The 25,834-nt window shown below is 36.9% G+C and carries 28 protein-coding genes; 5 read left to right on the top strand and 23 right to left on the bottom strand.

The features are described from left to right. Position 1: 1 nt before the first annotated feature. The 6 genes from ABMA78_RS07455 to mreC all read right to left on the bottom strand — a co-directional run bounded on the left by ABMA78_RS07455 (position 2) and on the right by mreC (position 5,461). Positions 2-487 (bottom strand): MarR family winged helix-turn-helix transcriptional regulator, encoded by a 486-nt coding sequence (locus ABMA78_RS07455; protein WP_392858546.1) that lies wholly within the window; start codon positions 485-487, stop codon positions 2-4. Positions 488-564: 77 nt separating this feature from the next. After that, positions 565-837 (bottom strand): hypothetical protein, encoded by a 273-nt coding sequence (locus ABMA78_RS07450; RefSeq protein ID WP_392858544.1) that lies wholly within the window; start codon positions 835-837, stop codon positions 565-567. 64 nt (positions 838-901) lie between these two features. Beyond that, positions 902-2,014 (bottom strand): rod shape-determining protein RodA, encoded by a 1,113-nt coding sequence (gene rodA, locus ABMA78_RS07445; RefSeq protein WP_392858542.1) that lies wholly within the window; start codon positions 2,012-2,014, stop codon positions 902-904. Between the two features lie 14 nt (positions 2,015-2,028). Next, entirely contained in the window at positions 2,029-4,044 is a 2,016-nt protein-coding gene (mrdA, locus tag ABMA78_RS07440) for a penicillin-binding protein 2 (RefSeq protein ID WP_392858541.1), read from the bottom strand. Continuing rightward, on the bottom strand, positions 4,044-4,574 hold the full coding sequence (locus tag ABMA78_RS07435; RefSeq protein ID WP_021268664.1) for a hypothetical protein: 531 nt from the start codon (positions 4,572-4,574) through the stop codon (positions 4,044-4,046). The genes mrdA and ABMA78_RS07435 overlap by 1 nt, the downstream gene beginning before the upstream one ends. Continuing rightward, a complete protein-coding gene (gene mreC / locus ABMA78_RS07430) occupies positions 4,571-5,461 on the bottom strand; it encodes a rod shape-determining protein MreC (protein ID WP_392858539.1) in 891 nt (296 codons plus the stop codon). The genes ABMA78_RS07435 and mreC overlap by 4 nt, the downstream gene beginning before the upstream one ends. A 129-nt stretch (positions 5,462-5,590) precedes the next feature. Between mreC and ABMA78_RS07425 the strand changes: the two genes are divergently transcribed. The 3 genes from ABMA78_RS07425 (at position 5,591) to ABMA78_RS07415 (ending at position 9,264) form a co-directional block, all read left to right on the top strand. Beyond that, positions 5,591-7,054, top strand: coding sequence for a SurA N-terminal domain-containing protein (locus tag ABMA78_RS07425; protein WP_392858537.1), 1,464 nt, complete (start codon positions 5,591-5,593; stop codon positions 7,052-7,054). 24 nt (positions 7,055-7,078) lie between these two features. Then, on the top strand, positions 7,079-7,309 hold the full coding sequence (locus tag ABMA78_RS07420; protein ID WP_021268351.1) for a ferredoxin: 231 nt from the start codon (positions 7,079-7,081) through the stop codon (positions 7,307-7,309). A 122-nt stretch (positions 7,310-7,431) separates the two neighbouring features. Continuing rightward, positions 7,432-9,264, top strand: coding sequence for a hypothetical protein (locus ABMA78_RS07415; RefSeq protein WP_392858534.1), 1,833 nt, complete (start codon positions 7,432-7,434; stop codon positions 9,262-9,264). A 138-nt stretch (positions 9,265-9,402) separates the two neighbouring features. Here the strand turns inward: ABMA78_RS07415 and ABMA78_RS07410 are convergent, their stop codons facing one another. The 5 genes from ABMA78_RS07410 to ABMA78_RS07390 all read right to left on the bottom strand — a co-directional run bounded on the left by ABMA78_RS07410 (position 9,403) and on the right by ABMA78_RS07390 (position 13,608). Next, positions 9,403-9,690, bottom strand: coding sequence for a hypothetical protein (locus tag ABMA78_RS07410; protein ID WP_392858533.1), 288 nt, complete (start codon positions 9,688-9,690; stop codon positions 9,403-9,405). A gap of 27 nt (positions 9,691-9,717) precedes the next feature. Next, on the bottom strand, positions 9,718-10,764 hold the full coding sequence (locus ABMA78_RS07405) for a hypothetical protein (protein ID WP_392858531.1): 1,047 nt from the start codon (positions 10,762-10,764) through the stop codon (positions 9,718-9,720). A 74-nt stretch (positions 10,765-10,838) separates the two neighbouring features. Next, positions 10,839-11,978 (bottom strand): acyl-CoA dehydrogenase, encoded by a 1,140-nt coding sequence (locus ABMA78_RS07400; RefSeq protein WP_392858529.1) that lies wholly within the window; start codon positions 11,976-11,978, stop codon positions 10,839-10,841. Between the two features lie 3 nt (positions 11,979-11,981). Then, positions 11,982-12,773: an enoyl-CoA hydratase-related protein gene (locus ABMA78_RS07395; RefSeq protein WP_392858528.1), complete on the bottom strand. Its 792-nt coding sequence runs from the start codon at positions 12,771-12,773 to the stop codon at positions 11,982-11,984. After that, on the bottom strand, positions 12,763-13,608 hold the full coding sequence (locus tag ABMA78_RS07390) for a 3-hydroxybutyryl-CoA dehydrogenase (protein ID WP_392858526.1): 846 nt from the start codon (positions 13,606-13,608) through the stop codon (positions 12,763-12,765). Before ABMA78_RS07390 ends, ABMA78_RS07395 begins: the two co-directional genes overlap by 11 nt. A 227-nt stretch (positions 13,609-13,835) precedes the next feature. On the opposite strand from ABMA78_RS07390, the gene rpsT reads away from it, so the two are divergent. Then, the gene (rpsT, locus tag ABMA78_RS07385) at positions 13,836-14,096 is read left to right on the top strand and encodes a 30S ribosomal protein S20 (RefSeq protein ID WP_021268462.1); all 261 of its coding nucleotides are present in this window, start codon (positions 13,836-13,838) and stop codon (positions 14,094-14,096) included. Positions 14,097-14,193: 97 nt separating this feature from the next. On the opposite strand, the gene ABMA78_RS07380 is transcribed toward rpsT, so the two are convergent. Beyond that, positions 14,194-15,150, bottom strand: a complete 957-nt coding sequence (locus ABMA78_RS07380) for a hypothetical protein (protein WP_392858525.1) — start codon at positions 15,148-15,150, stop codon at positions 14,194-14,196. Further along, positions 15,110-15,769 (bottom strand): hypothetical protein, encoded by a 660-nt coding sequence (locus ABMA78_RS07375; protein ID WP_392858522.1) that lies wholly within the window; start codon positions 15,767-15,769, stop codon positions 15,110-15,112. The genes ABMA78_RS07380 and ABMA78_RS07375 overlap by 41 nt, the downstream gene beginning before the upstream one ends. Before the next feature lie 77 nt (positions 15,770-15,846). Between ABMA78_RS07375 and ABMA78_RS07370 the strand changes: the two genes are divergently transcribed. After that, a complete protein-coding gene (locus tag ABMA78_RS07370) occupies positions 15,847-16,377 on the top strand; it encodes a DUF721 domain-containing protein (protein WP_198011897.1) in 531 nt (176 codons plus the stop codon). Here the strand turns inward: ABMA78_RS07370 and ABMA78_RS07365 are convergent. The 10 genes from ABMA78_RS07365 to ABMA78_RS07320 are packed head-to-tail and all read right to left on the bottom strand — an operon-like array spanning position 16,360 to position 25,795. Next, positions 16,360-16,983 (bottom strand): methyltransferase, encoded by a 624-nt coding sequence (locus tag ABMA78_RS07365; RefSeq protein ID WP_392858519.1) that lies wholly within the window; start codon positions 16,981-16,983, stop codon positions 16,360-16,362. The genes ABMA78_RS07370 and ABMA78_RS07365 overlap by 18 nt on opposite strands. Continuing rightward, positions 16,967-17,554 carry an L-threonylcarbamoyladenylate synthase gene (locus ABMA78_RS07360; RefSeq protein WP_392858517.1) on the bottom strand — a complete coding sequence of 196 codons (588 nt, stop codon included), beginning with the start codon at positions 17,552-17,554 and terminating at the stop codon, positions 16,967-16,969. The genes ABMA78_RS07365 and ABMA78_RS07360 overlap by 17 nt, the downstream gene beginning before the upstream one ends. Continuing rightward, entirely contained in the window at positions 17,551-18,612 is a 1,062-nt protein-coding gene (locus ABMA78_RS07355; RefSeq protein WP_392858514.1) for a hypothetical protein, read from the bottom strand. The genes ABMA78_RS07360 and ABMA78_RS07355 overlap by 4 nt, the downstream gene beginning before the upstream one ends. 29 nt (positions 18,613-18,641) lie before the next feature. After that, positions 18,642-19,748 (bottom strand): hypothetical protein, encoded by a 1,107-nt coding sequence (locus tag ABMA78_RS07350; RefSeq protein ID WP_392858511.1) that lies wholly within the window; start codon positions 19,746-19,748, stop codon positions 18,642-18,644. Positions 19,749-19,762: 14 nt separating this feature from the next. Then, the gene (locus ABMA78_RS07345) at positions 19,763-21,133 is read right to left on the bottom strand and encodes an MlaD family protein (protein WP_392858510.1); all 1,371 of its coding nucleotides are present in this window, start codon (positions 21,131-21,133) and stop codon (positions 19,763-19,765) included. Positions 21,134-21,160: 27 nt separating this feature from the next. Next, complete coding sequence (locus ABMA78_RS07340; RefSeq protein ID WP_392858509.1) at positions 21,161-21,913, bottom strand: ABC transporter ATP-binding protein; 753 nt, start codon at positions 21,911-21,913, stop codon at positions 21,161-21,163. Between the two features lies 1 nt (position 21,914). Further along, complete coding sequence (locus ABMA78_RS07335) at positions 21,915-22,715, bottom strand: MlaE family ABC transporter permease (protein WP_392858507.1); 801 nt, start codon at positions 22,713-22,715, stop codon at positions 21,915-21,917. Positions 22,716-22,752: 37 nt separating this feature from the next. Continuing rightward, on the bottom strand, positions 22,753-23,880 hold the full coding sequence (gene alr, locus ABMA78_RS07330; RefSeq protein ID WP_392858505.1) for an alanine racemase: 1,128 nt from the start codon (positions 23,878-23,880) through the stop codon (positions 22,753-22,755). After that, positions 23,877-25,229: a hypothetical protein gene (locus ABMA78_RS07325; RefSeq protein ID WP_392858503.1), complete on the bottom strand. Its 1,353-nt coding sequence runs from the start codon at positions 25,227-25,229 to the stop codon at positions 23,877-23,879. Before ABMA78_RS07325 ends, alr begins: the two co-directional genes overlap by 4 nt. Positions 25,230-25,288: 59 nt before the next feature. After that, a complete protein-coding gene (locus ABMA78_RS07320) occupies positions 25,289-25,795 on the bottom strand; it encodes a shikimate kinase (RefSeq protein WP_392858501.1) in 507 nt (168 codons plus the stop codon). Positions 25,796-25,834 lie beyond the last annotated feature (39 nt).

Raw genomic sequence — 25,834 nt, 5'->3', positions numbered from 1 at the left:
ATTAAAAATCGAGTGATAGGTTGAGTTGAATTCTCGACTCTAATGTATGCCTTTCAACATTATTTAATTTGTTGTGCATATTCTCTAGAGTTGATTGAATTCTTTCAAGCTCAACCTCTCCAATTCTTCTCGAATAATTTCCTTCAATTAACTCAAGAACATCAAAGAGAGAGAACTTAAACTTCTCACCGTACTCAGTTAAATAAACGCGTTGTTCACGCTTATCAACTTCAGAAGACTTGCGAATGATATAGCCACGTTTTTGTAACTCATTTAAGTGACTCGTCATTGTTTGCTTCTTTAGGCCGCAAGCAGAACCAATCTCTTTGATTGTTGGGCCTTCGTTTTCACAAATATAAATAAGAATTTCAAGAAAGCTCGGCCTTAAGTCTGTAAAGCCTTTCTCTTGTAGATAACTAAGAATGTGATTACTGTAGATACGATAGATCTTCTTCAGTAAACTTCCAATTGCAGATACGTTCTTCATTGCATACCTCACTAACACGAATATTGTAGCGAGAGTAAAAAGACATAGTCAAATATTAGTACTATTTTAATCAAATCTTAAAATGAGCGCTCAAATCGATGAATTAATTCATAAGGCACTGATTTCACAAGTAACTGTCCCTGCTCCATCTCTCCACCTTCATGAATGGCGTCAGTATTTGGTAATTTAAGATCAGCAGTATGCACATATTCAAAATCTAACCCTAGATTCCACATATCTTCCTTTAGACGATCGAATAACTCGAATTCACTACCAAAGCCGGCCCCAAAAGCCTGTGGTGCGGATAGTAATAAGACAAGTGTTAAAAGTTTGATCATCTTTTTTGGCATATTTGCTCCATATTAAGGTGTATTACCTATATTGATGCATTATCGATGCCAAAAGCCCCCTTTTTTAAAAGAAGCGCCTCGTGTTCGAAATTGAAGTCGCGACCCCTATACAAACCCCAAAGGTTAAAAGAGATGAACCTCCATAGGACATTAGAGGTAGAGGCAGCCCTACAACAGGAAGTAGTCCCATTACCATCCCCATATTGATAAAGGTGTGCCAGAAGAAAATACTCATAACTCCAATAATGGTGACGGACTCAAATATTCGGCTGACGTTAACGGAAAGCCAGACAAATCGGAAGAATAAAAAGAGATAGAGTCCGATGAGAAGGATGGCCCCAAAGAACCCATGTTCTTCGTTATAAATTGAGAAAACAAAGTCAGTGTGATTTTCTGGAAGATAGTTAAGAGAAGCCTGAGACGACTTTCTTAATCCTTTACCAAATATCTTTCCTGAACCGATTGCAATTTTTGATTGAATGGCATTATATCCAGTCCCCTTTGCATCAGCTGTCGGATTGATGAATGTTCTAATACGATTTCGTTGATATTCTTTTAGGCCAAACTGATACATCACACCCCCACTCACAAGGCCCACAAGAGCGAGAATAAGAAGAGTCTTCCACTTTAGTTTTCTAAAAAATACCATTGTAAAGAAGATCAGAAGGATTAGGAGCCCTGTTCCTAAGTCTGGTTGAACGATAATCAAAATCGTTGGGATAAAAGCTAGGATGGCAGGCTTAATTAAGTCTTTTAGTCCTAATTCATTATCTGGAGCATAATTTCTAAAGTATCTTGCTAAGACGAAGATCACTGATATCTTCATTAACTCAGAGGGCTGAAACCTAATAGGCCCAATCATTAGCCAGCGTCTTGCCCCCATCCCTTTATGACCAAGAACAATTACTAAGATGAGTAAAACGATATTAAATAGGTAGATAGGCCAAGCAAAGCGATAGAGGTTTTGAGGGTTAATAAAGCTAATAACAAAAGCAATTACAATTGAAAGAGCATACCAACCGATCTGCACCTTAAATAAATTAGCATGCGCAGTCGAAGCAGATGCGTGAGTTGCCGAATAGAGATTTAGAATTCCGAAGAAAAAGATAACCGTACTTAAAAGAAAGAACGAGAAATCATACCTTTTAAAAAATTCTTTAATATTAGATAAATCCATTAAGCTCTCACTTTTTAATCTTCCGTTTGACCTTCATCATCGCCGTCAGACTCTTCATTCTTTTTTTCTTTTTCAGCTTTTAGCCTTTCAGCTTCTTGTCTCTTCTTTCTTCTATCAGCAAAGAAGTCAGACATAATCTTACGATCTTCCTTAGCGTAAATCTTATGAAGATCTGGCATATACTTTTTCATATATGTTGTCAGGACATTACGAACAATTGGCCCTGCAGCACCTGAACCTGAACAACCGTGTTCAACAACGGCCGCAACTGCAACACGTGGATTCTCATAAGGAGCAAAGGCAACAAATAAACCGTGGTGTCTTTGATTATATGGCTTATCAGCACATCGAGAGAAAAGCTCAGTTGTACTCATTGAAATAACTTGTGACGTTCCAGACTTACCGGCCATCTTAACTCCAGTACCTCTTACCCACCAACCGGTACCTCTTGGATGGTTAGCAACTTCATAAAGTCCTTGCCTTACATCAATTAGAGTTTGTTCACTTACTTTGGCCGTTTGAACAAGGTCTTCTTTAAAGCTTTTAATAATATCACCTTTATTATTAAAAACTTCTCTTACGATTTGTGGTTTATAGACTTTCCCACCATTAGCAATGGCCGCATAAGAAACAGCTAACTGAAGAGGTGTCGTTAACATATAAGACTGACCGATTACACAACTTACAGTTTCACCGTCTTGCCACTTCTCTCCGAAACGTTTTTCTTTCCACTCACGAGTTGGAATTAATCCCGTTGTTTCTCTAGGGAGAGCAATTCCAGTTTTTTCACCAAGGCCAAACATTCTCGAGTATTTTGCAAGAATATCAATATCAAGCTCAACCGCAATCTTATAATAATAAACGTCTACAGATCTTCTTAAAGATTTATATAAGTCAGTAATTCCGTGACCTGATCTTTTCCAGTCATTATATGTACGACGGCCTAGGCGAAAGCGAGGGCCACACATAACTTCATCTTTGGCCTTAATAATGCCTTCTTCTAAAGCAGCAATTGCTGTAAAGACTTTAAATGTTGAACCTGGTGCATAGTGATCTTGAATCGTACGATCGCGAAGAGGACGATCAGGATTATTAATGAGAGAGTTCCAATACTCTGAAGTTAGACCTTTTGAGAATTGCCCTGGATCGAAAGAAGGACGTGAAACCATCGTAAGAACTTCACCATTTCTAACGTCCACGGCCACAACTCCACCAACTTTCCCCTCAAGAGACTTATAGGCCGTCTTCTGCATATCACGATCAATAGTCAGCCTTAAGTTATTTCCAGGCGTCGCCTTTTTATTTTCAATTCCGGCAAGAATATTACTTGTACCAATTGAGCGACGCATACGTCCTCTGGCATCAACTTCCATAATTTGATAACCATCTTCTCCACGTAGATCGCGATCAAATCTTTCCTCAACACCAGCTTGTCCGATAAAGTCTCCAAGCTTATAGTCGATATTATCTCTTTTGCGATAGCGTGGAAGCTGGTTTTGAGAAATCTCACCAATATACCCTAATAAGTGAGAGCCTACTTCCTTGTCTCGATATTCACGTGAAATAAATGTTTCAACCTGAACACCTGGAAGCTTTTCGTTTTCAGTCTCAATAATTGCAACTTCTTTATTAGAGATATTCTTCTTAATACGAACAGGACGATAGCGCGCTTGTCCACGATACTTTTTTAAAGTCGAATGAATTTCTTTCTCACTCATATCAAGAATCTTAGAAAGCTTTTTAATCGTCTCTTTTCTATTATCAAGATATTGAGGAATGATAACTAAGTCGAAGCGAGGAACGTTATCAACTAGTAGTTGATTATTACGAGAAAAAATCATTCCCCTAGGGGCCTTAACCGTTTCTTTTCTTAGTCGGTTTTGAATTGAATATTGATACAGAAGATCACCTTGGTAAATCTGTAAGTACCATAAACGTATTAAAATAACCGCGAATGCAAGTGTGATTAATGTAAATAGAATGTCGGCCCTAGTCTTATGGGACCGAACTACTTCTTCTTCAGCAAACATTAGACATTATTCCCCATGAGGCCTTCACTCTTCGTTCTCCATACCTTATCAAGTAGTGAGAAGAAAATTGGAGCTAATAAAGATAAGATAATACTCTCAGGAATAAAGCGCCAAAATTTCTGTACAATATAATCGAAGCTATCAAACTTTAAGTAAAGTAATGATGAACTAATTAAAAACCAAAGTACTTGGAAGAGAAAAACTGTAAGCATTGTAATAAAGCTACTTGTAAAATGTAGCAGGTCTCTTAAGTAACCAATAACAATACAAATCAGAATTCCTGAAATCGTTCCATACTCCCATCCCTCAATAGAGAATAGAGAGTGTGTTAACTGAAGAATTAAAATGATAATTGCAAGGTATGGAGTCTCTAATTTAAAACCAATATACAGAACAAGAAGTACATTAAATGGAATCATATATTTGTTAAGGCCAAATAGCGGTAAGAACGCACTGGCCAGAACTTCTAATACAATAAGGATTAATACAGTAATCAGTAATCGAATTGGGATATCTGAAGACTTAATCATCTCCCATCTCCTTGTTGGGCATTATTCTCTAGAGCTTCCCACTCCACTCGCTTCTTATCTTGATCCTCAGAAGGTACAAGAACAGCAACTTCTTCTAGTTTTGAAAAGTCGACAGTAGGAGTTACCTCAAGGTGTTGAGTAATCCCATAACTCTCTCTTTCAATCTTTGTGATAATCCCTACCGGAATTCCGCGCGGATAAATATTTCCAAGACCGGAAGTAATAACTAAATCATTTAGACGAACAGGGTCTGTACGAACCACATATTTCATCACAGTTCGCCAACCAGAATACCCTTCTAAGATACCGTATGAGCGTGTGCGATTTACAATGACATCAACGCGGTTACTTGGATCAAGAATTGTTAAAATATCTGCAAAGTGATCTGTGAGACGATAAACGTAACCAACAATCCCATCAGAAGTGACAACTGTTGATTGCAACTTGATCCCATCTTTAAAACCTTTATCGATACGAATAACTCTGAAGTCACTTGATGAATCCCACGCAACGACTTGGGCAGAAATCATCTCGTGTTTGATTTTTTTACCAAAATTTAAGATTTGACGCAGACGTTGATTTTCTTGCTCTAATTGCTTTAACGCAAAGACCTCTTGCTTAAGAGAACCAATTTGTTCTTTAAGAGAGACATTTTCTTTCGACGCATTAACATTGAGCATATAGTCTTCAAAGAATGATGCAACATTCTTGTATGCATTTGAAATACCTCTTTGAAGAGGGGCCAAGGTGTCCATCATAACATTTTCAAAAATAGAGGCTTCTTTATAAGGGGCCTTACGCTTTGACACGCCGTAAAATGCAAGTGATAGGACAACTAGGTTAATGATTAATTTGGTTCGAGATCCTTCCGATGCAATTAGCTTCATTCTAATCCTAAGTTGCTATTTTTTTTTATATTAAAAGAGTACACAGGATTATTTAAACTGCCAATATTCTTTACGGAGTAGCATATTTAAGTGATAATATCGAAAATTAAAATTACATGGAGTGGTAAAATGTCATCTAATTTTCAGAAAAAATCATCGCAGATATTCCTGACTCTTTTCATCGGAATTATCGTTATTTCATTCATGGTTTCAGGCCCTTTCTTCAACACAGGTACACCAGACTCAATTGGTAGTGTTGCCGGTCATGATATCAAGGTACGTGACTTCAATATGGAAGTTCAAAGACAATCAGATTTTTATTCTAAGTTTATTGGTGGAGGACAACCTCTTACTTCTCAACAAATGAGCCAGTACAAAGTTTACGACAACGCGATCAGAAATTTAGTATTCCAAAAACTAAGAGTTGTTCTTGCTGAAGACCTTGGTGTTCTTGTTTCAAAAGATGAAGTGATTAACGACATTAAAAATACTTCATACTTTCAAACTAATAAGCAATTTGACATCAATAAGTACAAGACTCTTCTTTCATACAATAAATTCACTCCAGAAAATTATGAAGAAGAAACAAAAGAAAGAATTGCACAAAGAAAACTTCAAAATATTGTTCAACATGTACCTGTTTCAAAGGCACTTACTGAAGAACTGAACAAATTATATAATGAAAAGAGAAATGCAAAGATTATCACAATCAAAAATGCAAACGTTAGAAAGCTTGTAACAATCTCTTCTTCAGATATCACTGAGTTCTTAAAAGAAGAAGCTAACAAGGCAAAAGTTGAGTCTCTATTTAAAGACAAACTTCCACTACTAAGCCAACAAGAAGAAGTAAAAACAAGACATATCTTAATTACTTTTGAAAATGGTAATGAAGCAGATGCACTAAAAAAAGCAAATAAAATTAGAAAAGAAGTTAATAAGAAGAACTTCGTAGCACTTGCAAAGAAGTACACGCAAGAGCCACAAGGAAAGGCCAACGGTGGAGACCTTAACTGGGTTAAGCGTGGTCAAATGGTTCCAGAGTTTGAAAAAGCAACTTTCACACTTAAGAAAGGTGAAATCTCTCAGCCAGTTAAAACTTCTTATGGTTACCACATTATCTACGCTGAAGATCGCAAAGAAGCTGTTACAGCAAAACTAGCGGATCACCAAAAAGATATTGCAAAAGAAATTCTTCAAAAAGAAAAAGATGTTGCTCCTCTAATGAAGAAAGCAATCACAGAAGTACAAAAAGCTGCTTCAAACTCAAAAGCACTAAGTGCACTTGAAAAGAAGTACGGACTTGGTATTAAAGAAATCAATATCAATAAACTTGAAGGTGCCGGGCCAACAGGTGAACTTGATGAAAAACAAGTTGCTGAAGTTTTCACAAAAGACTCAGGTCTATTTACTTTTGAAGATGCAACACAAACAACAATTGTTGCAACGACACCTGCTAAGTCAACAGATTCAAAGGGTTATGATGTAAATTCACTTACTAATATTAGTGCTCAACAAACTCTAAAAACTCTGCTAGATAAGTTAGGTAAAGAATATACTTTCAAGCAAAATAAATACGCACAATTACCACAGTAATTTTAAATAATTTGGAGAAGTGAGATGGCCGACAAAAGCGCAAAATTTGATCAAAATGTAGATGGAAAATTCTATGTTGATGACCAATGCATCGCCTGTGATGCTTGCGTTATGGAGGCCCCTCGCTTCTTTGAAATGAATGACGATGAAGGACACGCCTTCGTAAAACTTCAACCTTCAAACGATGCAGAACTTGAAGAATGTATGTCAGCTCTTGAGGCATGCCCAGTTGAAGCAATTGGTGAGGACGGTTAAGTCCTCAATTTCTTTGCAACAACCTCTCCTCTCACCTCCTCCTAAACCACTAAAATCACATTAAATTAAATCAAATTGAATTAAAGTTATCTGCCTAAATAACCGAGTAGTATAATATGGTTATGAGGTTAAAAACCCTATTTATTCTTACTAGCTTAAGCCTTAGTGCCGTTGCCAAAAATAGCAACGACAATGCGGAGGCACGCTACCTTCAAGTTCTAACAAGTCAAAACCCAATGTTTGAAAGTGCCATGAGTGTACCAGGCGTTCAAGATATGTACTCTGAATGCTATCGATTGGAATCTGAAAAGAACACCTTTAGTGGAGTTGATCTTGGTAATTGTCTTTGGGGAAGAATTCAGGCCGATGAGGGAACCCTTAAACAAATCAATAAATTAGTTGAAAAGCAAAGTGGTAAGAAAGGCTCTGGCCGTTACCGCACAACGATGGATACAACGAAAGGAACATCTAAGGGACTTGAAACCTTAAAACAATTTCTTATCGAAAAACTAGAAAAGGCACTCTACGGGGAATTTGATAGTACAAAAGGTAAGTTTGATAAAATTGCCAGCCAGAAAACTTTCTTTGAATTATACAAAACACAATTAGGTAAGAATATTATCTCAGCGGCCACAAGCTACTGTATCGAATCAAAGAACTATGGCTACCCTCTTATCTCTGAAGATGAAGCAGAAAGAGAAAGAATCAAAAATGAAAACCTTGCAGGCCTTAATCAAACAGTTGTTAAAACAGACCCAAACACAGGTGAGCAGAAACAAGTTCTTAAATCGGCCAGTAATTGGGAAGCTTGTATTGGAAATATTAATGCTGTCTGCTACGCAGGTGCGGCCGGAGGTGAATTCAAAGTCTTCAGCCCCGACCCAAGTAACGCTCAAGGTGGGCGCAAGGTCGTTCGTGCAGATATCGTCAATGAATGTGCCAAACATGTTAAAGGCAAAGACAGTGATGAAAAAGTTGATAAGTGTGATTCCCTCGTTCGCTACTCATACCCTAGAGCGTGTAATGTTATTCAATATATTGAGTTAGCAAGACAGAGTATTACGACAACTGATGGAATCGCAAAGAAGTTTGAAAAACTGCAAGGAGCAGACAGTTTATCAAACGTAAAAATGTACGACTCAAGAGAAAACTCTGACGAGAGTATTGATGCTCTCACAACAATCTCTTCTGGGGATGCGATGGAAGCAATGGCCAAAGGTCAAAAAGAAGAAATCGCAGCAATGGAAGAATGCTACAAAGACGGCAAAATTGTTGACGGCGAAGCTTGTCAGAAATTCCTTTCGTCAAATAGAGAAGAACAATACTCCTTACTTGGAGAGCTTAAGGTTCAAGAAGAAGTCACACTACAAAAACTTAAGGATATCGAAGATAATCCAGAAGAAGTTGCAAAGCTATTAATTGAAGAAGGTTACACTGAAGATGAAGCAAAGAATCTTGCTACAGTACAAGGTGTAAAGGATCAAATTGCCAAGCGCTACGAAGCGAAGAAAGATGCTATCCTTCAGTCACTAAGTGATGAAATAAAGAAGCATACAACAAAGGGTGATGAATTTAGCGAAATCGAAGACCTTGAGACAATAGCAGCACTTGCTGAAAAAACGCAAAAGAGAGCGGAGAATTTCTCAAAGCTCGTTCACTTCAATAATATTGTTTCTTCATACCTTGAAATTCGTAGTGGTGATGAGAACGAAGACACTCAACGAAACACTCGTGCACTTGCCATGGAAATGAAGAACTCAATTCTGTCAGAAGAAAATCGTGAAAAGTATCAAGAGATGGGAGTTGACCTAGGCTCAATTGGCTACTCTGCTGATGAGCTTAATGAAAAGTTTGCATCAACTGGTATGGATTATTCTGAATCTTCAAATGATGATGCCACACTTGATGTTGGTGACATTAACACTTATCTTTTAAGTTTATTTAAGGGTGAGTAGTTTAGGTTCCAGCAGACTTTTACGTAAGCACTGCGCTGTACCCTACTTCCAATTTAAATGGGGATTGTTGCTAACTTTCACTTCGTAAAAATGTCGCTTTTGGTTATATGAGAAGTTTTGTTGCTAACTTTAGCGAAGCTAAAGTGTCGCTAAGTACAAAGTTTTTTTCTCCTGAGACACATCCTGCGGCAAAAGTGCCCCAAAGGGCAGTTTTGAAGCAGAGATGAATGTGACCCAAGAAACAAAGAGCATAGCTCGCGTGTTTCGGTCATGTAAGAAAGATTGTTTGCTAACTTTCACTTCGTGAAAGTGTCGCTTTTTTTGCGACATCTTTCCCATTGCTCCTGAGACAACAAAGCCGGGCTTGAACCCGGCTTGTTGAAATAATTTTTTAGCTAAAGATTGGGGAGCTGGCGTAGCGTCCAATAGTTTGCCTGTGGGCAAACAATGACGCTACTCCTCATCCATAATAGCTTTAACAGATGACTTAGTTTCGAAAGCGATATCTTGATCGTCTTCTGCATCAATATCATCAACTTCGTCAAAGCTTTCATCCGCTTCGATATCCATCTCACGAAGAACATCAACGAATGACTTATCATCACTAAGATCTTTTAAGACCTCATCGATTACTTTTACAGGATATTTACCAATAATCTCTTTTACGTATTTCTGAAGCATTCCCTCTTCAAGAATAGAGATTTTGTTTTTGATCTCTTTCCAATACCCAATATAGTGAAGACGACAGAAACCAGCTGTTGTTGCAGGGTTATCACATCCCTTTGCTAAACACTCGTCTGTATCACCAAGGAAGTAGTCTAAAGTTTCAGCAAGTCTAAATACTTCTTCTACCTTCTCTTCTTCTGTCGATGGAAGTGGAGTCTTTTTAATAACAACTTCTTCTTCCTCTTCTTCAGGAACAACTTTTTCCTCAACCTCTTCGACTTCTTCAACTTCTTCTTCAAAAAGTTCAGGCTGAAGCTCAACAACTTCTTCTACTTCAACTACTTCTTCAACAATCTCTTCCTTCTTAGCTTTTGCTTTAGTTGGTTTCGTCGTTGCTTTCTTAGCAGTTGTTTTTGCAGCAGCTTTTTTAGTTGTTTTCTTTGCAACTTTCTTAGCAAGTGCTTTAGTCGCTTTCTTTGCTACTTTCTTTGCTGCAGCTTTTGTTGTTTTCTTGGCTACTTTCTTAGTCACTTTCTTAGCTGCCTTTTTTGTAACTTTCTTAGCTACTTTCTTTGCTGTTTTTGGGGCAGCTTTCTTAGTTGTTTTTTTGGCTACTTTTTTGGCCGCTTTCTTAGTTACTTTCTTTGCAGCTTTTTTAGCTGTCTTTTTCGTAACTTTCTTTGCTGCTTTCTTAGCTACTTTTTTTGCAGTCTTTTTAGCTGTTTTTGGAGCTGCTTTTGGAGCTGCTTTTTTAGTAGTTTTCTTAGTTGTCTTTTTTGCAACTTTCTTCGCAGCTTTTTTAGCTGTTTTCTTCTTAGTAGTTTTTTTGGCCATGCCTACTTTCTCCAAGATTTTCTTTAACATAACAAGTTAAAACCGTATCACTTCTCTTTCAATTGAACAACTATCTACTTTAAGCTCTTAAGCTCATTAGCAGCGATAACCACTCTTTGAATCTCTGAAGTCCCTTCATAAATTTCTGTAATTTTAGCATCACGGAAGAATCTCTCAACCGGATACTCTTTTGTATAACCATTACCACCACAAACTTGAATTGCTTGAGTTGTAATCCACATTGCAGATTCAGCAGCAAAAAGCTTAGCTTGAGCTGATTGTAGTGAGTATTCTTCACCATTATCTTTTCTGCGAGATGCTTCCCAAATCAGAAGACGAGATGCAGCAAGTTTTGTACTCATATCAGCAAGTTTAAACTGAATTGCTTGAAGAGCATGTAGAGGCTTTCCAAACTGAACTCTTTCATTTGAGTAGTGCTTAGCATAACGGAAAGCAGCTTCACCAATACCTAGGGCTTGAGCAGCAATACCAATACGTCCACCATCAAGAGTATTCATGGCAATTTTGAAACCTTTTTCATATTCACCAAGTAAATTCTCTTTTGGAACTCTTACTTTGTCGAATGCAATTTGAGCTGTAGAAGACCCTTTGATCCCAAGCTTTTCTTCACATTTCATAACTTCGAAACCTTCCGAGTCACACTCAACGATGAATGCAGAGATTCCTTTGTAGTTATCTGTCTTTGAAGTTTTTGCAAAAACAACTGCAATATTTGCTTCTTTACCATTTGTAATAAAGTTCTTAGTTCCAGTGATTTCATAGTAATCACCTTTATCTTCTGCATAAGTTGTTAATGAACCTGCATCTGTCCCAGCGTTTGGTTCAGATAGACAGAAACAACCAATATGCTCACCTGAAGCAAGTTTTGGAAGATATTTTTTCTTTTGCTCTTCATTACCAAAGTTTAAAATCGGGTAAACACAAAGAGATGTGTGAGCTGAAATTAAAACACCAGTTGAAGCACATGCGCGAGAGATCTCTTCAACGATAATTGAATATGAAACGTAGTCCATACCTGCTCCACCATACTCTTCTGGAACATATGAACCTAGGAAACCATTTTCACCAAGCTTACCAACAAGCTCAGTTGGAATCTTTTCATTCTTATCAATAGAAGCAGCAAGTGGTGCAACTTCACTGTCTGCAAATTTAGAAACGAGGTCTCTAAGTTCTTGGTAGTCACTTAACATCATTTATTATTCCCCTTTAAATACAGGTTTTCTTTTTTCAACAAAAGCCGCACTCCCTTCTTTCATATCGTAAGAAGAGAAAATATCACCAAAGTGGCGAGCTTCAATATCTAGACCTTGTTCAATAGTAAGGTCATTACCTTCATTCATAATTTGTTTAGAAATTGCGATAGCATTTGGTGAATTCTTAGCAATGCTTTCTAAAGTTTTCATTGCCTCATCAAGCATTTCTTGTTGTGTTTCAAAAGAGCGAACAACAAGACCAATTTCTTTTGCTTCATTAATATCTACATTACGTCCAGTGTAGATAATTTCTTTAGCACGATTGCGACCAATAAGCTTAGCAAGTCTTTGTGTTCCACCAAAACCAGGAACAAGACCTAACTTTACTTCAGGCTGACCAAATACTGCAGTATTTGTTGCATAGATAAAGTCACATGCCATGGCCATCTCGCAACCACCACCAAGTGCAAAACCATTTACACAAGCGATCACTGGAATATTTAAACCTTCAAATAGAAGCGTTACATCTTGACCAAGAGTTGAGAAGTCATGTCCTTCATCAACACTCATATCACTCATTTCTGCAATATCTGCACCAGCAATAAATGCCTTCTCACCTGCACCTGTAAAAATCATCCCCTTAAGGTCATGACCTTCACTTAGTGAAGATAGGAAATCCTTTAGCTCGTGAAGAACTTGAGAGTTAAGAGCATTATATTTCTTTTCACGGTTAACTTTTAAAACACCAAAGTCACCCATTTTTTCAAATGCGATTGTTTCGAAATTAGTATTCATAAACACCCTTTCCAACTTTACGCCCAAAACGGCCAGCTGTTACGTATTTCTTTAGAAGTGGACAAGGACGGTACTTAGTATCTCCTAGGCCATCGTGAAGAACTTCCATAATTGCTAAACAAGTATCAAGACCAATAAAGTCAGCTAACTCTAGTGGACCCATTGGCTGGTTACAACCAAGTTTCATGGCATCATCAATTCCCTTAGCTTCAGCCACGCCTTCATATAAAGTGTAGAAAGCTTCGTTAATCATTGGCATAAGAATTCTATTAACAGCAAATCCTGCTACATCGTCTGCACGTACAACAGTTTTTCCCATTTTAGTTGCAGCTTCTTCTACTGCATTAATTGTTTCAGCACTTGTCTCAAGTCCCGTGATTGTTTCAACAAGCTTCATTACTGGAACTGGATTCATAAAGTGCATTCCTGCTACTTTCGCTGGGCGAGAAGTTGCAGCAGCAATTTCAGTAATTGAAATTGAAGAAGTATTCGAAGCAAGAATCGCTTCCGGTTTTGCAATCTCATCTAATTGCTTAAAGATTTTAAATTTAATTTCTTTGTTTTCAGTTGCAGCTTCAATGAATAGGTCGCAATCTTTAAGATCGGCCATATCCGAAGTTGCTGTTAGGTTTGCAAGAGTTGTCTCAACATATGACTGCTCCCACTTTCCTTTAGTAACACCTTTGTCTAATTGCTTTTTGATAAAGTTGTAACCGAACTCAAGGCCCTCGGCCGAGATATCATACATAAAAACTTTATAGTCATTCATGGCGGCAACTTGAGCAATCCCACGCCCCATTTGCCCTGCTCCAATAACGGCAATTTGTTTAATCATTGTGTCTCCTTTGTATTGGCATTGAAAGTACCTAATTTATAAGGGATCGTCCATTAAATTACTGGTAAATAGGGCCTTATTTGGTCCTATGGACCACCCAGTGCATACAATAAATTATAGTGACTTATCGTGTAAATTTAACTTTTCCCTTGCAAAAGGGCCCTTGGCAGATTATAAAAAGGGGCTTATTAATTAGATGTTGAACAAGTTAAACGTAGGAGTCGATTGTGGCAAACCACAAATCTGCAAAGAAAAGATCTAGACAATCAATTGTTAGAAACGAAAGAAATACTGCAAGAAAAACTGCTGTTAAATCAGCTGTTAAGAACGTAAGAAACGCTATTGAAGCAGGTAAAAAAGAAGAAGCATCATCTCTTCTAGTAACTGCACAAAAGCTTCTTTCTCGTCTTTCTAAGCACGGTGTTATCAAAGGTAACGCTGCTGGTAGAAAAACGTCTAGACTAGCTAGCCAAATCAACAAACTTTAATCTTTTACGAAAGTTTGAATATATAAAAAGCGGAGAGACTTCTCCGCTTTTTGTGTTTGTGCTCATTTTTCAATATTCTTAATAAATTCTTATATTTCTAAAGACCTAAGTATTCTCTTCTTAGACAGTCTCTTAGCCAAAAGTCCTTAGACTTGGCCATAATCTCAAAGTTAATCATCTTTTGCTGAAAATCGATCAATTCGTTAAAGTCCCACTTGCGAGCAGCAAGTTGAATTCCTCTATCGTACTTGCTTGGCGACTTCTTAGCTGCCAAATACGAAGGATCAATAACTTTATTCACGTGTCCCTGAAAAGAACGGAAGAAATCGAGGTAGAGTCCAAAATCATCTTCAATTAGAAGTAGGTTTAAATAAAACCTTTTAAGATTTGATTGATTGAATAAATCGGCCTGATCAAAGAAGTCTAACTTCTTAACCTTAATTAATGACTTCGCCTTTTCAAGAGAGATTGCTCCCCTTTCATCAACATGGTGAGAAAGAATATGACAACAATTGAAATAGTCACTGGCATTATCTGGAACCGACTTCTCGATAAAGTTTTTAATTTGCGGTGAGATTTGAAAACCAAAGTACTTTGCGAATACATCGAGGTATTGGCCAAAGTGCCACGGCTTTGGAGCACTTAAGGAAAGTGCAGTTAAGTCATCTTTTGGAAAACCTTTTGGAAGCCTTCCCTTCGTTATAAAAATAATCGACTCATTAATTAAATGGCGATTATTATTAAAAGTTTCGAATGCATTTGCCTTAATATCTTGAGCATCAATAATGATGAATGGGCCAGAAGGGCCAAATAAACCACCTCCAGCTAAAAGCTCTTGCTCAATAAAGTCGAGACTAAACTCATGCGGCCAAAGTTTTTTTGCTTTCTTGGCCAAACTGTCACAAATAATTTTTGAGGTAAATTCATCTGGGACACTTAAGTGGTAGACACCTTCAAAAGCTTCCAAAATAGAAACAATCTTATCAATTCCGCTAAGTTCAAAGCTTTGCTTTTTAGAAGGCATAAAGAAGTACCTCTCTAAAATCTTCTCCAAAGTCCTTCGCATCATCTGCAAGAGACTTTTTAAATGTTCCCCTATTCTTAACACTTCTTAAAGGCGCAGAACTATCGATTCCTCCAACAGTGTTTTCAATGATATATGAACTATTGATAGAGAACTTCTTTGAGAAGATACTACGTGGAAATTGAGAATGATCTAATTTATAAAATGATTCATAGAATTTAATTTCTTCAAAATTTGGTTTTTTAAAGACACTAACTTCAACTTCAAAATTATAAGCACCTTCCGTTGAAAGATAGAAGGCATTCCTATTTCCACCAAGTTGATTCTTTTGATCATCACTCATCAGGGTATCACCCTGCTCTCTTACTTCCTTACCGGCCATTTTCTTACTTGTAATTTCCGCAAGTAAAATAGCATCACTGCGATAATTCTTTCCGGTACGAACTCTTAAGTTACTAAATGAAGATAATGTTTCAACGATTTGATCGGTATAGATTTGCGAAAGGCCAGTAATTCCCGTGTGATTCTTAACAACAAAAACTGTTACACTGTGAACACCTTGTGCCTCAAACGGATTACTTGAGTCACTAAAACGATACCCCGCACAAGAGCTCAATAAAACGACGCTGATAAGTATAAGAAACTTCATATTACTAATATGCCTAGGATTAATGGAATCGTCTATTACTTTGACTGTAAGAGCCTATTTAATATATGATGCATGCTGTGAAAAACCTCAAAGACATCCTCAAAGATATTGATACTGACGGGCAATTAGCACGTTACAAGAACTATGCTCCAAAGAAAAAAGGACTTGGAAGTGTGGATCTTTTTGACTTCCTCGATCTTTCAAATTCATGGGATAAAATTGTTGGTCCGAGGCTTTCACAATTTACAATTCCACTAAAGCTTAAGCACAAGTCACTGACAATTTTAACTTCTCACCCTGTCTATGCTCAACAACTAAAATATATGGAAACAGAAATTATCAAATCGATTGGTAATGTTCTGCCACAAACAAAAGGCCATATCACAAAAGTATTCTTCCAAGTTGATAATCAATATTTCACAAAGAAGAAGTCTGCAGTTGTTAAGAAAGAGCAAGTAAAGAAAGAAGTTGAAAATAGACTGCACCCTCAATCGCCCGAATACAAGGCCATTATGCAGGCAGCAGAGAATGAGTTTAGAGATATTGGTGACAAGGACCTTAAAGAATCGCTAAAGTCTTTATACTTTCAATTACGAACGAAGAAGTAAATAGATTGAAAAGGAACTGGCCTCACTTACCTTCTCAACTTGATACTTAAGTGAAAGCTCATCAATAACTTTGATACTGTCTTTATCCTCACGGCAAACAAAGAAGAATTTTCCATTAGCAGATAAAAGCTCAACACCTCTATTCAGAAGGCCCTTTAGTTGTCCATCTTTATACTCTCGGCAAATTCTTGCTCTTTCATCTTTTGGTGAACGGCCACTGGCGTGATGAAAGTATGGAGGATTCATTACAATTAGATCAAATCGATCTTGAGACTGTTCTAAGTTTTTTAGAATGTTACAAATATTGATATTGAAATCTGTATTAGGAAAGTATTCACTTACTTGGCCAATATTATTTTCAAGGTGCTTTCTGTAATCCTCTTGTAGTTCATAGAAATCAATAGAGCTCACCTTGAGAGAAGGGTCATCCATTAATTTTTGAATAATCTCAAGAGAGATAACACCACTGCCACAGCATAGGTCTGCAACTCTTCCAGGACTAATAGAGTTTTCAATAAAATAGTTAACGACGAGATTTGCTAGTTCAATTGAATCACGTGAAAAACGATAAAACTCAGGTTGAGAATAATTAGTAATTAATTCCATGCCTATCTAAAGTTTCGAGAATACTTTGAATATCCTCACCTTCACGAATAATCTTTGCACTAAGGCCAGAGATAAATACGATTGTTGAAGATTTACCACTTGGAACTAAAAACTCTGAACTAATGAAATTAGTTTCGGGACAATGTTTTTGCCAAAAAAGATTTGCCTCATCAGTATCACTAATTGGATCTTCTCCAGTTAGATTTAAACTCGTAGAAGTAATAAAGCCGGGAAAATCCTTTATGCATTCATCTATTATTTCATTTTGAATTACTCGAAAACATATATAATTTGTTTCATCAAATGGGCCTGATGGAAAACTAATCTTCAAACTGGCCTTAGGAATGCCTACCGTAATTTGATACTTAAAAAGCTCGTCAAATAATTCATCTAAGCTTTCAGATCCGCTAAAGCTTTCTACTAGGTTCTGTATATCATTTGTTAAGATACTTAAGGGCTTATTTATTGAAGTTCCCTTAATTTTAGCGATTAGCTCATAAGTCTCAATTTCAAATGGGTTTCCACCAATTCCCCATACTGTATCAGTGGGATAGATAAAGATATTTTTCATAGATCGACCATTATATTCTTAATTATATTTTCGTCCCTTTGACCTAGATATAGTAAATGAAACGCAATCCAGCTACTATTTTTTTCACTTAGCCTATTGGCCAAATATGTTCTTTCAATGCTAAATATTGGCCTTTCAAAAAATGAATCTTTCTTAACAAGCTCTCTTTTAAAAACAGGATTTCTTAGTCCCACCATTAACGCCATCATCTTCTCAAAATTATAGGACTTATATGAAGTTGCGACTTTATTAATTAAATCATCTCTCTTCTTACCAATATTGGGAATATTATATTCAAAAAGAATAATCCCATAATCATCGAAGCCTTGCATAGCTGGTGTATTAAAATAACGCTCAACAAGTTTCTGCTTCATCTTAAAGTCGTCAAGCTCTTGAACCCAAAATGGAGCGAGCTTAATTCCAAATTTATAACTTGATAGATCAAACTCCAGAGCAGATCCAAATGTTTGATTAAGAAGCTGTGTTAACTTTAATCGACTATCTCCTGTCGAGATATGAGTAAATTTTTTAAAAAGCATTAATTTATAAACTTCATCTATACTTGAGCTATTTACAATATCAAACACTCTCATCAGAGCGGCCTCATAACGAGCTCTGACCTGCTTTGGAATATTATCATTGATCCATACAGGGTAAAGTTCAATATTCCTCTTTAGGAGGTCAATGATGACTCCAGTGAGCCACTCTCCCTTATTAAGAGAAGACGCTATTACAATCTCTAGCACAAGCTGATGAAAATTACTTCTTTCTAATTTTTTTAAAAACTTTTGATGAGCAATATTCTTGCTATTAAATTTAATTTTGAGGGCCTTTTCTAACTCTTCGACCTGCTTAATTGAGCGGACCTCGCTCTTATTCTGCATAATAATATCAGAATAGAATAACTCCTGACATTTGGCCTGAAACTCAATCCACTGATTTGAAGACTGACCAGATGTTGTAAAGGCATAGATTAAATTAAATTCAAACTTTGAGATATTTGAACAATTAGCTGGCGGTGATTTTACAAACTCCGGTTTATATTCAACACCACTCAAAGATAAGTTGTAAGAAATATTAACGTAGTTTAAAAATATCTTTTTTTTTTATCTGCTTGAAACTCTTGTGCCAAAACTGTTGTTGTTGGCATCTTGAATTGCATCTGAGAGAAAAGGTCTTTCCCTACTAATTTCGAATAAAATTTTGAGATAAAGAAAAGTAAAATAATAAGAACACCAATGGCCACATAAACGAAGCTATAGTCACTTTTTCTTTTCTTCTTTTTGGATTTACCTGATTTTTTCTTAGTTTTCTTTTTCTTAGGTCGAGGCATTTCAACGGCCTTCATTGGCTGTATATCGTCCTCTTCTTCATTTAAAACGGGTGCTGACTTAGGTAGTTCGGCCAGTTTTTCGCTCTCAAGAGCAAGTCTAGCATCTTCAGCAATATCATCAAGGTCCGACTTAACTTCAGAATCTTTCTGCGCACTGGCCTCTGCTTCAGCTTCCGCTACTAAAAGATCAATTTGGCTACCAGTTGAAGCCTCTTCTTTAACAAGAGAAATTGTAGATTGAGTGCTACCAATATCAGGAAAATCGAGATCATCATCACTTGGTAGAACAATTTCTTCTTCCTCTTCAACATTCATGGCCTGGGCGACCTCTGACATACTTACGCCAGTGTCCATATCCTTTAGAGGACTTGTGCTTGCAGGAGCTGCAGGAACGTCATGCTGTGGAAGAGTGTTATTGCTATAATCAATTGGCTCAGGAAAATCGAGATCACCATCTTCAGGTAATACAATCTCTTCACCATCTTCATTTGTATTAATTGAAATTATTCCACTCGCAGAAGTTTCAACTTCTGGAGTTGAAGGAGTCGCTGGAATTACCTCTTCTGAGTCTTTCATTTTATCAACGATACCAGTGGTCTTTACTAGCTTTGTTACACTAGAGGCCACTTTCGTCTTTGCTTCAGAAACTGGATTGAAATTCTGCTCTTCTTCGCCAAATAAGTAACGATTCAATAAGTCGTCTTCTTTAATCCAAAACCAATAACCATTCCCACTACAGATTTCATCTTCGTCTGTAAGTGTTCCGTCTTGAACAAATTCGATAACTTTTTGTTTCGAAAGTGGGCCAAGAATCTTATTTGATTTTGTGCGAATTAGCCAATTTCTATTGTCCATCATCATCTATTTACTACATCCTATAGAAAAATTCCTATGAATCCTTTTAAGTCCTCGTCATTAAACTTTAGCCCAAGACTGTAAACCGCATGTGGGTCATTAATTAAATCCTCACCTTCGATTTTACCATAAAGTACGTTCCAAAGTTGTAAATCTAGACCAACACGAATATTTGGCCCTACATCTTCACGATAATCAAAAACTTCTAGTGTCGATACCAGACCATAATCATCAAAATTATAATCCACAGCAAATCCACCATAAGATTCAATTAGACCACCACGGAACGTCCAATTATCAATTCGACGTCCAAGCTGAAGGTTAAGAAGAACATCATTATACTTTCTCTTCTTCTCATCAACGGTAGTTGTTGTTCCACCAACTGTTGTTTCCGTAACTTTTCTTCTCTCTGGCCCAAACTCAGCCGTTGTTACACCAAGTAAGTAGAAGCGACCAGGTGAAGGAAAGATTCTAAGTTCAGCAGTTGTGTCAGTTTGCCCTGTCCCTGTATTTGCACCAGTGTAAACAGAGAATTGAGTGCGGATACTATCAACACGTCCAATAACTTTTTGAACACTTGCTAGAGTTGTTTTAACTTCATCAGCAATCTCTTCTTCAACTAAGAGCTTACCAACAGTCCCCTTTCCATCTTTAATATCTCTTACAAGATCTTGGAGGTCGGCCATCATGCGATCTGTTTTCTTTAAGATTTCCTTCACGTCTGCTACAGCACTTTCTGGCTCATTAGCATCTGTTTGAAAAGCAATCTGATCAGAGAAGGCTTCTAAGTTATTAACAATATTTTGAATTTTTTCATTATTGCGTCCAACGATATCATTTAGCTTGGCCGTCATCTCACGAGTATTTTCTAGAGTAAGTTGAACATCGCGAATGATCTTCTTCATGGCCGGCTCGCCACCTTCAGGAACAAATGACTCTTTGATACTACCAACAAGAGTCTTCACATCATGCATAACTTCAGTTGCATCTTTTAAGAGAGTTTCAATCCCCGCTTTTTCTTCTGCAATAATCTCTGAACCATCTGGAAGTATTTCTTTTGAGTTTTCAATATAAATCTCTAGATACTTATCACCAAGGAAACCAACAGAACGAATCTTAAGCTTTGATCCTCTTGTAATCCCTACTCTTGAAAGAACTTCAAAAGTAATTTCTGCTTTATTTCCAATAAGGCGGATATCCTTGATACGACCGGCATTAATACCGGCAACCTTAATTGGTGTTTTTGGAAAAATACCAGATGCATCGCTAACTGTTGTGTAGTACTCATTATATGTTCCAAATCCCGATTGATTTGAAGTTACAACAAGTGACATGACAACAACTGCTATCATGGCAGTTAGGGCCATCAGCCCTACTTTAAATTCATTCATTTTAACCCTCTTCCCTAGGCTTAGTACTTACAGATTAATAAACTCTTGCACGAGTGGGTGCTTTGAATTTCTAAACTCTTTTGCAGGTAAGTACTCAACAATATTACCACGATTTAGGAAGGCAACGTAGTCGGAAATTTCCAGCGTTGCTTTTACATCGTGAGAAATAATAATTGACGTTAATCCTATATCTTTATGTTTATGGCTTGTATCGACGATTAAGTCGTTGACCATTTTTGTCGTAATTGGATCCAGACCAGTAGTTGGTTCATCATAGAGCATTACTTGTGGACTCAAGGCAAGTGCTCTTGCAAGACCTACCCTTTTCCTCATCCCACCTGAAAGCTCACTTGGTAATTTATCAAATGAAATTTCTTGAAGGCCCACTGATTTAAGTAAACCAAATACCTTCTCTTCAATTTCCTTAGGACTCATTTTTGTGAACTCTTCTAATGGAAAGGCTACATTTTCATAAGTAGTCTTAGAATCAAATAAGGCCGCATATTGAAAAAGCATTCCGTAATTTTGGCGAAACTTTCTGAGCTCATCTTCTTCTAAGAGAGAAAGGTCTTTACCTAAAACTTCAATCTTTCCAGAAGTTGGATGATGGAGTCCTAGGATATGTTTTAAAAGAGTCGACTTACCAGCTCCTGAGAATCCCAGAATTGTTGTAATACTTCCTCTTTCAATATCAAAGCTAAGATCATTTAAAACTGTATGCTTTCCAAAAGTCTTAGTTAAGTTAGATATTTTTACTGACGAATCTTTAAAGTGTAACATTTTACATCACCTGCACTAAAAAGCTCGTTAAGAAATAGTCAAGAACGAGTACGGAGATCATTCCCCAAACAACAGCTAAGTTTGTTCCCTTACCTACACCTTGGGCCCCTTTCGTAACAGAGAAGCCAAAGTATGTTCCAATAACAGAAATAACAAAACCAAATACAGTTGCTTTAATAACTCCTTGGAAAATGTCTGAGACATACATGAACTGACCAAGCTTTGAGAGATAAATTGCATCATCAATTTTTAGCGCAATTGTTCCGACGATATAAGAACCAATATTTCCAACGAGTAAAAAGAAAATCGAAAGAAGCGGAAGAGAAAGTGTTCCTGCAACGATTCTTGGAACCGCAAGAAATTGAACACTACTAATTCCCATAACCTCAAGAGCATCAATTTGTTCTGTTACCTTCATCGTTCCAATCTGTGCGGCCATTGCGGCTCCAGCACGTCCTGCAACGATGAGCCCTGTTAAAACAGGTGCAAGCTCTTTTGCTAAAGTAATAGCAACAACCGGTCCAACTAATGAATCAACATTAATTAACTTGAAACCGAAATAGGTCTGATAGGCCATAACCATTCCTGTAAATGATCCGGCCAAGAAAATAATGAATAAACTTTTATTGCCAATGAAGTCCATCTGCTCAAAAAATAATTTAAAGCGATAAGGCCTTCTTGTTGCCCAATAGAAAAAGCTAACGATAAAATTCATTATCGTACCAAGGCCCGCTATATTTTTAATAAAGATGCGACCTAAGTTTTCATTAAAGATTACAAAACTTCTAAGTAAATAATTCATTACTGAAATTTTAAAGGAAAAAGAGTGAAACTGCTACTTACTGTCGATAAATTTTGGGAATTCTTTCTGTTAAGTGAATGAACACTTCATAAGGAATTGTCTTAGACTCAAGGCAAATATTAGAGAAGTTCTCACCTTCCTGATCCCAAACCACAAACCTCTCCCCATTTTTTATTTCGAGGTCTTGATTATTAAACAAAATTTGTCCCATATCCATATTCACTCGTCCCACAATCTGGCCGACTTCACTACCGTGTCTTAGGTGAACATTTTGATAACGAGTTGAGAACCCATCACCATAACCGAGGGCAAATATTCCGACGACCCCATCCGTTGGACATGGAGTTGCTCCATAGCCTATTGGGGTTCCACGATCAACTTTAAAGCTATTAATAAAAGTTGTTTCGAGCCTTGAAATTAACTTTCCTTGCCAACAGCTTAAATGACTATATTGAGGAAGAAGTGAAGTTGGCCCATACATCATAAGCCCTGGTCTTACATGAGTTTCTTCTAGACCTACTTTCTGCTCGATTGCACCAGAGTTTGCTAGTGAGGACTTATCGATTTCAATTCCTGCGGCAGTTAATTGAGATTTTAATTCTCGCCAATTTTCCTTCTGCGCAAGATTTCTCTTATTCTTTATCATTGATAAACTTGAACTCGAGAAGTGAGACATTAAATGATAAATACTTTTTCTTCCGGATGCTTTAATTAGTTTAACCACTTCATCAACTCGATCAAGCCTTAAACCAAGACGATTCATTCCCGTGTTAAATTTTAAACACAGTGGAAAGTATCTAAAGTCTTCCTGCTCTAAGAAGTACTTCAAGTTTGATTCATTAGATAAAACTGGAATGATGCGGTTATTGAGATATATATCAGCTGCTTCTTGAAGATCGAGATTCACGTCAGAGAAGACGTAAACTTCAAACTCTCCGTTTGGTATTTCTTCACGAAGCCTTAAGGCTTCACCAATACTAGCACAACCAAATTCTTTTATTCCCAATTCAAAGTATGCAAATTTAACGATAGGAACCATTCCGTGGCCATAGGCATTTGCCTTAACCATAAAAAGGGCCTCATTACTTGGACAAATTTCTTTTAGTAGTTGATAGTTACTTGCAAGATTTGAGACGTTAATCTCCATGCAACTTTTTATTCTCATAACGTGCTTTCTTGAAACGATCTCTTAGTTTTCAATTTCCTTGCAGTTGTTACCATTGAGTATTGAGAATATGGAACTTCAAAAACATTTAAAGACATTGAAAGAATTAAACTCTTATCTTTACCTGAGAAATACTTTGCTAAACGGATATTCTTACAAAGATCCTTCGTTGCCGCAAAGCTCTCATCAAAGAAGTCATTTTCAACATCTAAAATAATTGATTCAAAAGAGATATTATAAATATTTGATAAATTAGTTACCTGCGATAAGTTAATCTTCATATCGCGCCAAAATGTTTCCCAATCAAAATCAAAGTCAGATCTTAATTCTAGAAGGTCTGTAATTTCAGACGTATCGACTGCAATTAAGTTTCTCCCATGAGTTGTTTGAGAAATTTGCCCTAATAGCTCAAATGGCCCTTGAGCACTTGCGACTGCTGCCGAGTGAGTATTTGCATTCACGAGTTGAGAATAAACGCCACTTAACAGAGACTCCACCACTTGCCAGTTAAAATTAAATAAATAATCGCGGTCCACTTCAAGTGCGACAACAGTTGTAATATCTTCAGCGTTAGCAGACATTGCAAGAGTGACAACAGGATTATGAACAAGGTTAGAAACAATATTCTTAACCATATTCATTCCATTCTCATTAACACCGTTTAGTTTAATATGACCTAGCCAGATATCTGGGACATTAATATTTTTCATCCCATCGTACTTAACAGCACATAATTTATTTGTTTTACGATTAAGATCAAAGACAGTAATGCTTGTTACGAATTCTTGTGGTTCAAATACATTTGCAACTAATGATTTAAAGTCACTATTATCCTTATTAAAGTTTATCGAATCACAAACTTCAAAAAAGTCCTTTCCGTATAGAGTCTTTGTTCTTTCACTTTCAAGACTAGCAACTAATGCTTCTTGCTTATGACGATACTTATCGTGGAAAGTTTCAAATTGACTCACCTGTCTCATTAGTGCTGTTTTGCGATTGTATTGATCGAGAACACCACGAACCTGAACAAGCAGATCGAGTTCTGTAAAAATTGAGCCAAGACTTTCAATTTTTGCAACAGACTTAAGGTCAGAATTTGAGGCTACGATGAACACCCTTTGAACTTTCTTTAGCTCTGGGCGATCAAATAGAGATTGGCCTTCATAGTCCACATCTTGAGCGCGCACTAAAACTAAGTCATATTCTCTTTGAATATGAGATATTAGAAATGCATTAGCATCATCAAATGAATCGATAAGAATATTAATATTTTTAAAGATTTTAGAAAATCCCTTACAATCTTCAATCATTGAAGAAAGAATGGCTACTTTTGGACTAATCATTGTCATGGCGCAAAAACTCCTTCTAAGGACATAACATCGTCTAAAATCGTATCAAAATACAAGGCTTATAGCAATTTTAAGAGCTCTTCTACTGTATTTATTTCTTGAATTTGGGCCTGAGTTAGAAATAGATCACTTTTTTCATAGCGTGGAATTCGTTTTTCATAAAGATCCTTCATGAAATCCATACCATTCTTTGCCAATGGGCGATTACCATCTTTTTTAAGCCTCTCCCAGCACTCTTCAAAAGTACTTTGAATATAAACAAGTTTTCCGCCAATTTCAGAGATAAAATCAACAACATCTTGCTCATCAAGTGCACCGGCCCCTAGTGAGATAAGGTAGTCATCTTTCATATTCTGGTGAAGAAGCTTAATCATATCAATTTCGTCTTTGCGAAATTCATCGATTCCAATGTCTTGGATATACTCAGCTAGTGAGTCATACCCAGTCCCCATGCGATTAAAGATTTCCTCATCTAAGTCAAATACTTGAAATTGATCATCCTTAGATAATTTCTCACCAAATGTTGTTTTGCCGGCTCCAGAAAAGCCCGTTAGAAAGATTCTCATAAGTAAAAAAGTACACGATTACGTTCATAATGTCCTAAT

The organism is Halobacteriovorax sp. RZ-2, assembly GCF_043196685.1.
Taxonomy (GTDB): domain Bacteria; phylum Bdellovibrionota; class Bacteriovoracia; order Bacteriovoracales; family Bacteriovoracaceae; genus Halobacteriovorax_A.
The sequence above is the reverse complement of the archived record's forward strand: the minus strand, read 5'-3'. Positions and strand labels throughout refer to the sequence as shown.

Coding starts and splice junctions, on each gene's coding strand:
- ABMA78_RS07455 (WP_392858546.1), bottom strand. CDS start 487: ATGAAGAACGTATCTGCAATTGGAAGTTTACTGAAGAAGATCTATCGT.
- ABMA78_RS07450 (WP_392858544.1), bottom strand. CDS start 837: ATGCCAAAAAAGATGATCAAACTTTTAACACTTGTCTTATTACTATCC.
- rodA (WP_392858542.1), bottom strand. CDS start 2,014: ATGGATTTATCTAATATTAAAGAATTTTTTAAAAGGTATGATTTCTCG.
- mrdA (WP_392858541.1), bottom strand. CDS start 4,044: ATGTTTGCTGAAGAAGAAGTAGTTCGGTCCCATAAGACTAGGGCCGAC.
- ABMA78_RS07435 (WP_021268664.1), bottom strand. CDS start 4,574: ATGATTAAGTCTTCAGATATCCCAATTCGATTACTGATTACTGTATTA.
- mreC (WP_392858539.1), bottom strand. CDS start 5,461: ATGAAGCTAATTGCATCGGAAGGATCTCGAACCAAATTAATCATTAAC.
- ABMA78_RS07425 (WP_392858537.1), top strand. CDS start 5,591: ATGTCATCTAATTTTCAGAAAAAATCATCGCAGATATTCCTGACTCTT.
- ABMA78_RS07420 (WP_021268351.1), top strand. CDS start 7,079: ATGGCCGACAAAAGCGCAAAATTTGATCAAAATGTAGATGGAAAATTC.
- ABMA78_RS07415 (WP_392858534.1), top strand. CDS start 7,432: ATGAGGTTAAAAACCCTATTTATTCTTACTAGCTTAAGCCTTAGTGCC.
- ABMA78_RS07405 (WP_392858531.1), bottom strand. CDS start 10,764: ATGGCCAAAAAAACTACTAAGAAGAAAACAGCTAAAAAAGCTGCGAAG.
- ABMA78_RS07400 (WP_392858529.1), bottom strand. CDS start 11,978: ATGATGTTAAGTGACTACCAAGAACTTAGAGACCTCGTTTCTAAATTT.
- ABMA78_RS07395 (WP_392858528.1), bottom strand. CDS start 12,773: ATGAATACTAATTTCGAAACAATCGCATTTGAAAAAATGGGTGACTTT.
- ABMA78_RS07390 (WP_392858526.1), bottom strand. CDS start 13,608: ATGATTAAACAAATTGCCGTTATTGGAGCAGGGCAAATGGGGCGTGGG.
- ABMA78_RS07375 (WP_392858522.1), bottom strand. CDS start 15,769: ATGAAGTTTCTTATACTTATCAGCGTCGTTTTATTGAGCTCTTGTGCG.
- ABMA78_RS07365 (WP_392858519.1), bottom strand. CDS start 16,983: ATGGAATTAATTACTAATTATTCTCAACCTGAGTTTTATCGTTTTTCA.
- ABMA78_RS07360 (WP_392858517.1), bottom strand. CDS start 17,554: ATGAAAAATATCTTTATCTATCCCACTGATACAGTATGGGGAATTGGT.
- ABMA78_RS07350 (WP_392858511.1), bottom strand. CDS start 19,748: ATGATGATGGACAATAGAAATTGGCTAATTCGCACAAAATCAAATAAG.
- ABMA78_RS07345 (WP_392858510.1), bottom strand. CDS start 21,133: ATGAATGAATTTAAAGTAGGGCTGATGGCCCTAACTGCCATGATAGCA.
- ABMA78_RS07340 (WP_392858509.1), bottom strand. CDS start 21,913: ATGTTACACTTTAAAGATTCGTCAGTAAAAATATCTAACTTAACTAAG.
- ABMA78_RS07335 (WP_392858507.1), bottom strand. CDS start 22,715: ATGAATTATTTACTTAGAAGTTTTGTAATCTTTAATGAAAACTTAGGT.
- alr (WP_392858505.1), bottom strand. CDS start 23,880: ATGAGAATAAAAAGTTGCATGGAGATTAACGTCTCAAATCTTGCAAGT.
- ABMA78_RS07325 (WP_392858503.1), bottom strand. CDS start 25,229: ATGACAATGATTAGTCCAAAAGTAGCCATTCTTTCTTCAATGATTGAA.
- ABMA78_RS07320 (WP_392858501.1), bottom strand. CDS start 25,795: ATGAGAATCTTTCTAACGGGCTTTTCTGGAGCCGGCAAAACAACATTT.